This is a genomic window from Streptomyces sp. NPDC047315 (assembly GCF_040643215.1).
Taxonomy (GTDB): domain Bacteria; phylum Actinomycetota; class Actinomycetes; order Streptomycetales; family Streptomycetaceae; genus Streptomyces.
In genome coordinates, this window is the sequence record NZ_JBEYTZ010000028.1 from 41,726 (window position 1) to 53,784 (window position 12,059).

The 12,059-nt window shown below is 68.2% G+C and carries 9 protein-coding genes and 1 tRNA gene; 5 read left to right on the plus strand and 5 right to left on the minus strand.

All coding sequences use genetic code 11. The features are described 5' to 3' along the window. Positions 1-112: 112 nt before the first annotated feature. The gene (locus ABZ842_RS28495) at positions 113-457 is read right to left on the minus strand and encodes a WhiB family transcriptional regulator (protein WP_361542732.1); all 345 of its coding nucleotides are present in this window, start codon (positions 455-457) and stop codon (positions 113-115) included. A gap of 482 nt (positions 458-939) precedes the next feature. Here ABZ842_RS28495 and ABZ842_RS28500 point away from each other — a divergent pair, with 482 nt between their 5' ends. Continuing rightward, positions 940-3,294: a transglycosylase domain-containing protein gene (locus ABZ842_RS28500; protein ID WP_361542735.1), complete on the plus strand. Its 2,355-nt coding sequence runs from the start codon at positions 940-942 to the stop codon at positions 3,292-3,294. 213 nt (positions 3,295-3,507) lie between these two features. On the opposite strand, the gene ABZ842_RS28505 is transcribed toward ABZ842_RS28500, so the two are convergent. Continuing rightward, complete coding sequence (locus tag ABZ842_RS28505; RefSeq protein ID WP_361542738.1) at positions 3,508-3,969, minus strand: GatB/YqeY domain-containing protein; 462 nt, start codon at positions 3,967-3,969, stop codon at positions 3,508-3,510. 166 nt (positions 3,970-4,135) lie between these two features. Here ABZ842_RS28505 and ABZ842_RS28510 point away from each other — a divergent pair, with 166 nt between their 5' ends. The 3 genes from ABZ842_RS28510 to ABZ842_RS28520 all read left to right on the plus strand — a co-directional run bounded on the left by ABZ842_RS28510 (position 4,136) and on the right by ABZ842_RS28520 (position 7,125). After that, entirely contained in the window at positions 4,136-5,062 is a 927-nt protein-coding gene (locus ABZ842_RS28510) for a metallophosphoesterase (protein WP_361542741.1), read from the plus strand. A gap of 88 nt (positions 5,063-5,150) precedes the next feature. Continuing rightward, positions 5,151-5,224 (plus strand) — tRNA-Pro (locus ABZ842_RS28515). Positions 5,225-5,535: 311 nt separating this feature from the next. Beyond that, on the plus strand, positions 5,536-7,125 hold the full coding sequence (locus tag ABZ842_RS28520; RefSeq protein WP_361542744.1) for an endonuclease NucS domain-containing protein: 1,590 nt from the start codon (positions 5,536-5,538) through the stop codon (positions 7,123-7,125). A gap of 670 nt (positions 7,126-7,795) precedes the next feature. On the opposite strand, the gene ABZ842_RS28525 is transcribed toward ABZ842_RS28520, so the two are convergent. From ABZ842_RS28525 to ABZ842_RS28535, 3 genes are all read right to left on the minus strand, one after another. Beyond that, the gene (locus tag ABZ842_RS28525) at positions 7,796-9,301 is read right to left on the minus strand and encodes a LacI family DNA-binding transcriptional regulator (RefSeq protein WP_361542747.1); all 1,506 of its coding nucleotides are present in this window, start codon (positions 9,299-9,301) and stop codon (positions 7,796-7,798) included. A gap of 32 nt (positions 9,302-9,333) precedes the next feature. Continuing rightward, the gene (locus ABZ842_RS28530) at positions 9,334-9,711 is read right to left on the minus strand and encodes a helix-turn-helix domain-containing protein (protein ID WP_361542750.1); all 378 of its coding nucleotides are present in this window, start codon (positions 9,709-9,711) and stop codon (positions 9,334-9,336) included. A gap of 126 nt (positions 9,712-9,837) precedes the next feature. Continuing rightward, entirely contained in the window at positions 9,838-10,350 is a 513-nt protein-coding gene (locus ABZ842_RS28535; RefSeq protein WP_361542753.1) for a helix-turn-helix transcriptional regulator, read from the minus strand. A 294-nt stretch (positions 10,351-10,644) separates the two neighbouring features. Here ABZ842_RS28535 and ABZ842_RS28540 point away from each other — a divergent pair, with 294 nt between their 5' ends. Then, positions 10,645-11,901 (plus strand): DUF3631 domain-containing protein, encoded by a 1,257-nt coding sequence (locus ABZ842_RS28540; RefSeq protein ID WP_361542909.1) that lies wholly within the window; start codon positions 10,645-10,647, stop codon positions 11,899-11,901. Positions 11,902-12,059 lie beyond the last annotated feature (158 nt).

Consider the following 12,059-nt stretch of genomic DNA (forward strand, 5'->3'; position numbering starts at 1 on the left):
GTACGGAAGGCCGCAGACCGCTTTCCGGTCCGCTCCGTACCCACCCGACGGACTCCCGCGGGAGCCGGCGTAATCGATCGCGCCAGCGGGGCGACCCACCCCGCGGAGTGACCTACCCCACGGCCGCGTAGGCCGCGTACGTCTCGTCGTCGTCGAGCCCGACGGGCAGTACGCCCGCACCGCGCTCGTACTCCGTGCGTGCGGTTTCGAGGAGTCTGCGCCAGGAGGTGACCGTGGGCCGCCTGCGCAGCAGCGCACGTCGTTCCCGCTCGGTCATCCCTCCCCACACGCCGAACTCCACGCGGTTGTCGAGGGCGTCCGCCAGGCACTCGGTCCGCACCGGACACCCGGTGCACACCGCCTTCGCCCTGTTCTGCGCGGCCCCTTGTACGAACAGTTCATCCGGATCGGTAGTGCGGCAGGCTGCCTGCGCACTCCAGTCGGTTACCCAGCCCATCCCGGCTGCCGTCCTCTCCCGAATCGAGGCTCCCCCACGGCGGTAGCGGCATATTCACCGCTGCCAGTTGAGGACGTTACGGAAGGCAGGCGCGGTGCAACACCCCCTGCGGGCCCAATCTCGAATGGCCCGAACGGACTATGCGTACGCGCCAGATCACCCAGGGGAGTGACCTGGGGACATGAGGAACCAACCCGAATGAACCAGACACATCGGACAGTTCACGATGCACATCGGGCTGAACATAAAGCAGGTTTATTGCGAAACCGGACACGGCAGCACGTCTGCAAGGTGCGGAATGCCGGATTCCACTTTGGCCTTCGTCAGACCCCGATGACTACGGGACACGCCACGCCGGCAGGAATGACTTTCGACGAATTCCGCGAATGGCTTGATGCACAACCGCACTGCTGTGACAGTTGGGAGCAGCTTAGGCCAAGGGATGCGCCCGTGTCCGGCGAATGAGAACGTAGGCTGTTTCCATGCCAAAGACGCGCTCCGGTGGGGGTCTGTCAGCGACCCAGCAAGCCGCCAAGTTCCTCGGTGTCAGCGTGCTCTCCGGAGCAGTGCTGGCCGGCATCGCCCTTCCGGCTGCCGGCGCGCTGGGCCTGGCGGCGAAGGGGACGGTCAAGGGGTTCGACGAGATCCCGGCCAACCTGAAGACGCCGCCGCTCAGCCAGCGCACCACGATCCTGGACTCCAAGGGCGACCTGATCGCCTCGGTGTACTCCCGCGACCGCACGGTGGTCCCGCTGGAGGACATCTCCCCGTACATGCAGAAGGCGATCGTCGCCATCGAGGACTCGCGCTTCTACGAGCACGGCGCGATCGACCTCAAGGGCGTGCTGCGCGCGCTCAACCGCAACGCCCAGTCGGGCGGGGTGGCGCAGGGCGCCTCGACGCTGACCCAGCAGTACGTGAAGAACGTCTTCGTGGAGGAGGCCGGCGACGACCCCGACAAGGTCGCCCAGGCCACCCAGCAGACGCTCGGCCGCAAGATCCAGGAGCTGAAGTACGCGATCCAGGTCGAGGAGGAGCTGGGCAAGAAGAAGATCCTGGAGAACTACCTCAACATCACCTTCTTCGGGCAGCAGGCGTACGGCATCGAGGCCGCGTCGCAGCGCTACTTCTCCAAGCCCGCCAAGGACCTGAACCTGCAGGAGTCGGCGATGCTCGCGGGCATCGTGCAGTCCCCCAGCCGGTACGACCCGGTCAATGACACGGAGGAGGCGCGCAAGCGCCGGAACATCGTCCTCCAGCGCATGGCCGACGTCCGCAACATCACCCAGGCCGAGGCGGACCAGGCCAAGGCGACCCCGATCGAGCTCAAGGTCAGCAAGCCCCAGAACGGCTGCATCACCGCCGTCAAGGGCGCGGGCTTCTTCTGCGACTACGTCCGCAACGTCTTCCTGACCGACCCCGTCTTCGGCAAGACCAAAGAGGACCGGGCCAAGCTCTGGAACCGCGGCGGCCTGACGGTCAAGACGACGCTCGACCCGAAGGCGCAGGCGTCCGTCCAGAAGTCGATAAAGGAGTACGTGTACCAGTCCGACAAGGTCGCCACCGCGGTGACCCTCGTCGAGCCGGGCACGGGCAAGATCATGGGCATGGGCCAGTCGAAGCCGTACGGCTTCGACAGGAACGAGACCCAGATCAACTACTCCGTCGACAAGAAGATGGACGGCTCGAACTTCGGCTTCCCGGTCGGCTCGACCTTCAAGCCGTTCGTGGCGGCGGCGGCCATAGAGCAGGGACGACCGGCCTCGCAGTCGTACGCGGCGCCGTACGAGATGGCGTACCCGAGCCCGATCCAGGGCTGCTCCAGCGGCAAGCCGTGGGTGAACACCGAGGGCGCCAAGCTCAAGAACGAGCTGGAGTCGGAGGTCGGCCCGTACAGCCTGAAGGAGGCGATGGAGAAGTCGGTCAACACCTACTTCGTCCAGATGATCGCCGACATCGGCCTCTGCCCGGTGAAGGAGATGACCGACAAGCTGGGCCTGGTCGTGGGCAACGGCGAGAAGCTGCGCGCCGCGCCCTCCTCCCTCACGCTCGGCTCGGAGGGCATGTCCCCGCTGACGATGGCGAGCGCGTACGCGGCCTTCGCCAACCGGGGCACGTACTGCACCCCCGTCGCCATCGAGTCGATCCGCACGGCCGACGGCAAGAACCTCGAAGTGCCCGAGACCGACTGCAAGCGGGCGATGAGCGAGAAGACCGCCGACACGATCAACTCGCTGCTGAGCGGCGTGGTGTCCGACGAGGGCACGGGCGCGAAGGCCGGACTGAGCGGCCGTGACAACGCGGGCAAGACGGGTACGACGGACGAGCGGAAGAACGCCTGGTTCGTCGGCTACACCCCGAACCTGGCCGGAGCGGTGTGGGTCGGCAGCGCGACGCAGCAGGTGAAGATGTTCGACATCACCATCGGCGGCCGGTACAAGCCGAAGGTCTTCGGCGGTGAGGTCCCCGGCTCCATCTGGCGGATGGCGATGACCGGCGCGCTGGACGGGAAGAACGCCCCGTCCTTCAACCGGGTGGCCATCCCCGACGCGCCGAAGACGGACCAGGACCAGGGCGGCGACTCCGGCCGGGACCGCGGCGACGGGCGCCGGGACGACGGTGACAACGGCGACGGCGACGGGGACGGCGACCGACGGGGCGGTGGTGGTGGCGGCGACGGCGGCTGGAACAACCGCAACGGCGGCGGTGACGGCAACGGCAACGGGGAAGGCGGCGCCGGCGGCGGCGAGGACTCCATCCCCGGGATCACCATCCCGCCGGGCGTGATCGGCGGCGGCGACGGAGAGGGAGACGGCGAAGGCGGCGGCACGCAGTAGCCGCCGGACTGAGCAAACGGACAGGGCCCGGGTCGGATGACCCGGGCCCTGCTGTCGTACGCGACGGCGGACGGTTCGTCGGCGCCGTGGAGGTGCGGCACCACCCGAACCGGATGCGCGGCACCACCCGAAGCAGAGGTCCGTGTCACCCGAAGCGGAGGTCCGTGTCACCCTGCCGGGAACTGCCGTGTCACCCCACCTGGAACTGCCGCGTCACTCGGCGAGGAGCTGCTTCACGACCGCGGCGACGCGACCGCCCTCCGCGCGTCCGGCGATCTTCGGGTTCACGATCTTCATGACCGCCCCCATGGCCCGCGGCCCCTCGGCCCCGCCGGCCTTCGCCTCCGCGACGGCCTCGGCCACGATCTGCCGCAGCTCGTCGTCGCCGAGCTGCTTCGGCAGGTACTCGTCGAGGACCACGCCCTCCGCCTTCTCACGCTCGGCCTGCTCGCCCCGCCCGCCCTTGGCGAAGGCGTCGGCGGCCTCCCGCCGCTTCTTCGCCTCGCGGGCGATCACCTTCTGCACCTCGTCGTCGGAGAGCTCGCGGGCGGTCGTACCCGCCACCTCCTCCTTGGCGATGGCGGCGAGGGTCAGCCGGAGGGTCGCCGAGCGCAGCTCGTCCCGCCCCCTGATCGCTTCGGTGAGGTCTTCCTTGAGCTTGGCCTTGAGCGTCATGGGGAAAGTGTGACAGGTACGGGTCGGGTCCCGCCCACCCATTTCGGGCGGGACCCGCCGCACTCCACCACACTGCGCCACCACCCGTCACCCTCCGCAGCGCCACTGCTCCGGGCGGCCCCGCCCGAGGTCGGAAGGGGCGTGTCGGGTCTGCGACGATGGGCGCATGCGCGCACGGTACGGAATCCCCCTGACAGTCACGGCAGTCGGCGCGGCCGGCATCGTCTACGCAGCGGCGTTCGAGCCCCGCTTCTTCCGCCTCCGACGGATCACCGTCCCCGTGCTCCCGAAGGGCATGCGCCCCCTGCGCGTCCTCCAGGTCTCCGACATCCACATGGTCAGCGGCCAGCGCAAGAAGCGCGCCTGGCTCCAGTCCCTGGCGGGCCTGCGCCCCGACTTCGTCGTCAACACCGGCGACAACCTCTCCGACCCCGAGGGCGTCCCCGAGGTCCTGGACGCGCTGGGCCCGCTGATGGAGTTCCCCGGCGTCTACGTCTTCGGCTCCAACGACTACTACGGCCCCCGGCCGCGCAACCCCGCCCGCTACCTGCTCGAAAAGGTCCAGGGGCGCCACGGCCTCAACGGCAACCCGCCCGTCGTCGGCGCGATCCACAACCCCTGGACGGACCTCCGCGACGCCTTCGACGCGGCGGGCTGGGTCGGCCTCACCAACACCCGCGGCCGGCTGAAGCTCGACGCCGGCGAGATCGCCTTCACCGGTCTGGACGACCCCCACATCAAGCGCGACCGCTACCCCGAGGTCGCCGGCGGCCCGGACCCCGACGCCGACCTCTCCCTCGCCGTCGTCCACGCCCCCTACCTGCGCTGCCTGGACGCCTTCACCGCCGACGGCTACCCCCTGATCCTGGCCGGCCACACCCACGGCGGCCAGGTCTGCATCCCCTTCTACGGCGCCCTCGTCACCAACTGCGACCTGGACACGGACCGCGTCAAGGGCCTCTCCACCCACGACTCCGCGGGCCGCACCTCCTACCTCCACGTCTCCGCGGGCTGCGGCGCCAACCGCTACACCCCGGTCCGCTTCGCGTGCCCCCCGGAGGCCACCCTGCTGACCCTGGTCGAACGCCCGTAGCCCACCCGGCCCCACCCCGCGAAAGCGGATTTCGCGTGAGCGCGCGGGTGGGCTAAAGTAATCGATGTCGCCGCGACAGCGGTGACATCGGGGTGTAGCGCAGCTTGGCAGCGCGCTTCGTTCGGGACGAAGAGGTCGTGGGTTCAAATCCCGCCACCCCGACAGAGAAACACCAGGTCAAGGGCCTGATCCTCATCGAGGATCAGGCCCTTCCTGCGTCTCCAGAGATCGTTTGGGAGAAATCTGGGAGAAGATCTTGGTCGGCGTCTCCCAGCAGGTGATCGTCGAGCAGTAGCAACATGCCTCGGCTGCGCCGACCCACACCTGCACGTTCGCGAACGTGCAGTCGTCGACTCGACCGCGAACGTACCTCATCCGCGCCTGATGGCTCCGCCGTGCCGGCGGATCGCCCGAATGGTGAGCTCCCGCCGCCCCGGGGTCCATGTCAGCCCGCACCGCTACTGTCTTCGTTCATGACCGCGCTACTCGAACGTGAGCTCCGGGACCTCTTGGCGGAGCAGCTAGACGTTCTCGAACCAGGACTGACCCTCGTCCGATGCGAGTTTGCGCTGAGCGACCCGCCGCTCCGTACGAGGGGCTGGATCGACATCCTTGCTCGTGACCGACACGGCCTGTGGGTGATCATCGAGTTGAAGCGTGCTACTTCCACGTCCCGTGAGGCGTTGCACGAGGTCGCAAAGTACGCAGAGCTTCTCCAGCGCGACAAGCAGGTCGCGCCTGACCGCATCCGCGCCCTCATCGTGTCGACCGACTGGCGCGAACTACTCGTCCCGGTGAGCAACATGGCCCGTGACTGGAGCCATGATCTTCGCGGTTACGAACTCCAGGTGCATGACGATGGGACGCTCAGCGCTGAGCGCGTCGCGATGCTTCCACTGTCCCCTGAGCAGTACATCACACCGGTGCACGGCATCTACCTCTACGCGAGCCCCCAAGACCGAGACCGCGGATGGAAACACATACGGCAGATCGCTGCGGAGATCGGCGCGCCCAACCTTCTTGCTGCCGACTTTGAACGCATCAGCGCCAAAGACAGCGTCATCGCGCACTACGGCCTGTACTTGGGTGTCGGCACCGTGGAGTGGGGCAGCGCGCTGTCGGACTCCCCGGAAGTAGACGGGTACGGTGCGGAGCACCCGGCCGAGTACGAGGCGTGGTGCGAAATCAACGCGCGCGTTCGATGCGTCAAAGTCGAGTCGGCTTACCCGGGAGTGCTGGGCACCCTCCTAGGCAATTCCGATTGGGAGATCACCGGGTATCGGGGCACCGGAGCGTTTGCCCTGGGTAACGGGGCATATGAGGAACGCGACTGGCTGCAGATGCTGGCTGGCCATGATCGCGGGGACGGGCAATTCAAGTACATCGGCTCTGCCAACCCCCGGATCACCAGTCGGTGGCACTCTTTTGTAGATCAGGCCATGACCAGCCTCGGCGGCAACTCCGAGTGGGAGATGCTCGTCCGGGCGTGGCTGGAGCGAGTTGCCGAGCAACCAGGCGACATTGACGTCGTCCTGTGGATCTACAACCCCTGCGACCTGATTCAGACCGTCATCTATGGATGGCCGGATGAGCTCACCCTGTGGGAACCACGCATCAAAGCCGTCGCCCGCTTCCCTGACGGCAGTCGCTCCGTCGCCGAGGGCAGGCTGTGTGCGAACAGCACCGGGGGTGCGCCAGGCTTTCACCACTACGTCCACGAGGTGTACCGCGATCTGGGGAACTGGATGGCAACTCGACACGGCGGCACCACCTGGATGACTGATCTGGATCTTGTTCGCCGCCTCGGGCTGCGCTACATGATGTTTGAGATCATCAGCGACCGCCCCGGGCCGCCAGCCCCAGAAGACGAACGCGGACTCTGGCTGGTCGAGGACGGGCAGGCGACCCGATACTCATCCCACGCCCCGGAGTTCGTCATGGCCTGGCAGCTCAACACCTACGGGGGAAAGCTCGTGACCCTTCGAGATTTCCTCACGACGTACCGCCATGAGGTCAACACGCTCCGCATCGAATATCTCGGCGGTGCGGACGGGAGGCGCTGACTTCACGGGATCACACCTCTCAGATACTCGGTTCACGTGTCTAGCCGGCGGCCTCCACGGTGTGGCCACGTCGAGACATTTGACGGGTTCCGATGGACGAACAGGACGGCGGGAGCCTGCGCGCCCGGCTGAGGGCCGACGGCATCCACTTCACGATCGCCGGAGCAGCGGATCCAGCACGGCGTCGCACCGTGGATGATCTCGCCCTGCTCCTCGACAGCGCCGAGGGGAAGTTACTGGATGTGGATTCGCCGGCCGGTCCGGAGCTACAGGGAAAGGAGACCCGAGCCGCGCGCTTCCTGCGCCGGCTCGCGGTGACCGCTGACCTGGCCCGTCTCCGTCATTCGCGAGCTGCTCACTCTCTGGACGAAGCTCGGAGGGTGGATCGGATAGGGCGCCGGCCAGGTCAGCACAAGCGCGTTCTCATGCTGGGCCGGGCGGGAGCTCCTGGCCGGGGCATTTTGACCGCTGACGCTCTACCCCGGCAGTGCGCGCGGCGGCACGGCGGAGGTCGTCTTCGCCCACATGGCGAACCGCGAGCCGTTCACAGATCGTGCGCTGCTCGCCAACGTTCAGGAGAGTCCGTTCAGCCCCTAACGTCACCAGGCGCCCCGGTGTCCCCGGTACGGTGCGACACCGGGGACACCGCGGCTCTCCGTCTTCGTATGTCCTAACCACGTCCTCCGAGTAGCCGGTCAAGCGCCGCGACCGGCGACGTCGGGCACATGGATCGGCGAGCATCGAGAGATGCCTCCCACTGCTCAGTCAGGCCGGCCATAAGGCGCTGGCGCATGCCGGGCGTGACGTGGGCGTAGCGGGCGGAGACCGAGCCGTCGATGTGGCCCATCCGTTCGTCCATGAGGACCTTCTCGGTGCCGAGGTCCTCCATCATCGTCCGGTGCGTATGGCGGAGGCCGTGGGGTGTGAGGCCCTTGGCGATCGGGAGCCAGCAGGCGTCCGCCCGAGCGGCCGCCCCTCGGCCTCGGGCCGGGATGCCGGGCCAGGGCTCGCCGAGGATCGGCACCGGGCGGGCTTCCTGTGGCGCCTTCTTCGGGTACCAGCCGGAGACCGCTGGGGTGAACAGCCAGGTGGCGAAGCCGTTTCGGCGCCAGTGGGCCGCGTGCTCCGACGTGGTGCCGCCCCGTATGAAACCGAGCTCCGCGATGGCGAGTTCGACGCGAATGCGGGTGTCCTCGCGTACGCGGTCGGGGTGGTTGAGGACGTTCGAGACCGTGCCGGTGGAGACTCCGGCGCGGCGTGCGACGTCGACGAGCTTGGCGCCCTGGTGTCCACCGGTGCGCGCCGTTCCCTGGCCTCGGAAGACGTACGTCCTGCCGTGGCAGGGGCAGGGAGTCGGCTTCGTACGGGCGATGTGGTTGAAGACCAAGGCGGACAGCCAGTCCGTCGAGTCGATGTCGCGGTAGCTGTCGTCCTTGGGCGGGCAGCGCACCAGCCCGCCAGTGTCCAGCTCGTACAGCTGCCACTCGACGCGGAACGTGCCAGGCCGGACAAACTCCGTTTCCAGGCCGACGATTTCGCCCCACCGATTGCCGGTGTAGCCCTTGAGGACCGTGGCGACGAACTCGTCGTCGCGACCGGAGAGCAGGGCCGCCCGCTCGGCGGTGAGCAGGATGCCGAGCGCGTCGGTGACGACCTTCTCCGGGCCTCGGTCACGGGAGCGGCCGGCGCGCTTGCCCCGTCCGCGTCGCCTGGCCGCCGGGTTCGACGTGATCAGGCCCTCGTCGATCGCGTCCTCGAAAATCAGGTGGAGCGTCGCGCGCCAGGTCTTGACGCTGGAGGCCGCGTACGCGGCCCGCTCCTTCTTCTCCCACAGCTCGACGTCCGTGCGCAGGATGCCCGCGAGCGCCTTGTCCTCGAAGTCGGGGAGCAGGTGCTCCTCGATGTGGCGTTTGTAGTTCTGCATCGTCGAGGCGGCCAGGTCCTGGGCGGCGTACCAGCGGCTCGCGTACTCGCCGAAGGTTTCCTGGCCGAGGCCCGGATCGCGCCACTGGCCACGGCGAACGGTCACCTCTTCGGCGTCTGCGGCCTGCTTGGCCTCGCGCTTGGTGGCGAACTTGACCACGGCGCCCGTGGAATCGGCGACGGTGCCGTACTTGCCGTCCTCGATCTTGTAACGGCCACGCCAGTAGCCGCTGCGCTTCTCTGCGTACCCCACAGATTTCCCTCCCTTCTGGCGTGTGGGGTGCGTTAAGCAGCGGTTCCGTACTGGGACTTGGCCATCCGGCGCGGCGGCCGGGCCTGGAGCCGGACGGCGGGCACAGCCCCATCAGGCCGGTGCCGAGTGGGAGGCTTGCGCGTCGGCGCAGCAGCGACGCCAGGGCGCCGCGCATTCACGGCTGGGCGCTCTTCGTGCATGCGGATGATCTCCGCGAGGTGCTCGTCCGAGAAGCGGTAAGCACGGCCGACGCGGGTGAACGGGATGAGCCGGCGGCGAGCTCGGTCCTTGACCCACCAGGCGGAGCAGCCGAGTACGGCGGCGACTTCCTCGGGGACGTAGAGGCGCGGCAGGCCGGCCTCGGCGGGCGAAGTCGGTTCGGAGGCAGGGGTTATCGCGGGTTGGCGCAAGGGGTGGATCCTCTTCTGGCGGGTCCAGGGCGCGGCAACGCCGACCCGCCGGTCGATCGCTAGGGATGTGGGTGAGGTGCCCGGCCTGGGGGTTTGCGGGTCCAGGTCGGGAGGGGGTGTCGGAAGCTATGCCTCGTCGGTGGGGCGACCGTCGCGGTCACCGGGCGGAGGGCCATGCATCTTCAGCATGGTCTTGCTGGCCTCCTCCGCGATGGCGCTCTGGACCATGAGGTCGGCTTCCTCGCGGATGTCGGGGTGCTCGGCGAGGTAGGTGTCGAGCGCGTCGCGTGCCTCCGTGAAGGCCATGTTGGCTCTCTGGGTCGCACGGAACGCGTCCACGACCTCGTCGATGAGCTCCATGGCACGGGCCTTGGCCGCCAGCTGCGGTGGGCCGACGAGGTTGCGCAGGTCGATGCCGAAGACCTCGGCGAAGCCGATGGCGTCGTCGAGGTTGATGCGGCGCTTCCCGTTCTCGATCCGCCAGACCGCGGACGGGTTCATCTCGAAGCCGGCCTCGTTGAGCCGGTCGGACAGGGCATTGGTGCTCCAGCCGCGCGCCTCGCGCTCCACCCTGATGCGGGTTGCGACGTTCGCCTCGCCGCTGAGCAGGACGCCCTCGGACGGTTCTTCCTCCGCCACCGGCGCCTCCTTCCGTTCGTAGCGATGCACTGCGGTTTGCAGCACAGTCTCAACAGTAACATCTCACTGCGAGATGCAAAATGCTTCTGCGATCCGCAATTCATGTGGCATAGTGGTGGCATCCCCACCCCACCGACCTCAGGAGTCCGCACGCCCGCACGTCACATGAAAGAAGCCCCCGGCGATGCCGGGGGCTCAAGCGCAAACCTCTCAACCGCCATCCCTAGCGATCAACCTGCGGAGTCCGGGATTGCCGTCCCATATGGCCCGCAAGCAGAGGAGCTGATGCCCAGTATGACCGATGCCCAGCCGAATACGCCATCCTTTCCCGACGGCTCCGGCACGTCGTGGCCCCCAGTCGCCGCCCCCGGCCAGTCGTCCGGCGCCGCTGTGCCTTCGGCAGGGGAGGGCCACGATGACGCCGCCTCGTCAACACCGCTGCCCGAGGGGACCCAGATCCTGGACGACCTGCGGGCGCAGCTCAAGCGGTATGTGGCGATGCCGAACGAGGAGGCCGTCACGGCGGTGGCACTGTGGATCGCGGCGACGCATCTGCAGCGCGCGTGGCAGCACGCACCTCGCCTGGCGATCGTCGCTCCGGAGAAGCGGTGCGGTAAATCGAGGCTGCTGGATGTGGTGACCGAGACGGTGCACAACCGTCTGATCACGGTCAACGCCAGCGCGGCGGCGATCTTCCGGTCGATCGACGGGGACGACCCGCCCACCCTACTGGTCGACGAGGCAGACACCCTCTTCAGCAGCCCCAGGGCCGCGGAGAAGAACGAGGAGGTGCGCGGGCTGATCAATGCCGGGCACCAGCGCGGCAGGCCGACGCTGCGGGTGTCCGGGCCCGAGCACCAGGTGCAGGAGTTCCCCACCTTCGCCATGGCCGCGCTCGCCGGGATCGGGGACCTGCCCGACACGATCCAGGACCGGGCGGTGGTCATCCGCATGCGCCGCCGCGCGGCGGGCGAGAAGGTGGCGTCCTTCCGCACCGGCCGGGACACCCCCGCCCTGAACGCGATCCGCGACCGCCTCCACGCCTGGCTCCAGCCGCTGTACGCGCATGCCATGGAGATGGAGCCGCCCATGCCGGTCGAGGACCGAGCGGCGGACACCTGGGAACCGCTGGTCATCATCGCCGACCTCGCCGGAGGCGACTGGCCCGCGCTCGCCCGCACCGCCTGCCGCACCATGACCGACTACGAGGCCGGTCAGGACGAGGAGGGCGGTCTGCGCACCCGTCTCCTCGTCGGCATTCGCCGCGCCTTCGCCGCTGTGGGCGATCCGGCCGTGCTCAGCACGAAGCACTTGCTGGAGTCCCTGAACGCGGACAGGGAAGCACCGTGGGCGGAATACGGCGCCAACGGGCTGACCCCGCGCGGACTGCAGCTGCTCCTGAAGCCCTACGGCATCGGCTCGGCCAACCGCCGCTTCCCCGACGGCACCCAGGCCAAGGGCTTCGCGCGCAACCAATTCCTCGACACCTGGGCGCGTTACTGCCCCGAGCCGAAGGCGACAGACGAGCCGCAGCCCGGCCCCGCAGCCTGACTCGACTCCACTCGCATCACTCGTCCCTGCGCAGGTCAGCGCAGGGACGGGTGAACAGCCCGCAACGAGTCGTCTCGACATCACCACGCCACTCGTACCTGCGCTGACCAGGCACGCGACGAGTGGTACGAGTCTCAGCACCTCGCAGCCACAGCGCC

Excerpts from the sequence above, each read along its gene's own strand:
- ABZ842_RS28505 (WP_361542738.1), bottom strand. The coding sequence starts at position 3,969 with ATGACGCTCAAGGCCAAGCTCAAGGAAGACCTCACCGAAGCGATCAGG.
- ABZ842_RS28510 (WP_361542741.1), top strand. The coding sequence starts at position 4,136 with ATGCGCGCACGGTACGGAATCCCCCTGACAGTCACGGCAGTCGGCGCG.
- ABZ842_RS28520 (WP_361542744.1), top strand. The coding sequence starts at position 5,536 with ATGACCGCGCTACTCGAACGTGAGCTCCGGGACCTCTTGGCGGAGCAG.
- ABZ842_RS28495 (WP_361542732.1), bottom strand. The coding sequence starts at position 457 with ATGGGCTGGGTAACCGACTGGAGTGCGCAGGCAGCCTGCCGCACTACC.
- ABZ842_RS28540 (WP_361542909.1), top strand. The coding sequence starts at position 10,645 with ATGACCGATGCCCAGCCGAATACGCCATCCTTTCCCGACGGCTCCGGC.
- ABZ842_RS28500 (WP_361542735.1), top strand. The coding sequence starts at position 940 with ATGCCAAAGACGCGCTCCGGTGGGGGTCTGTCAGCGACCCAGCAAGCC.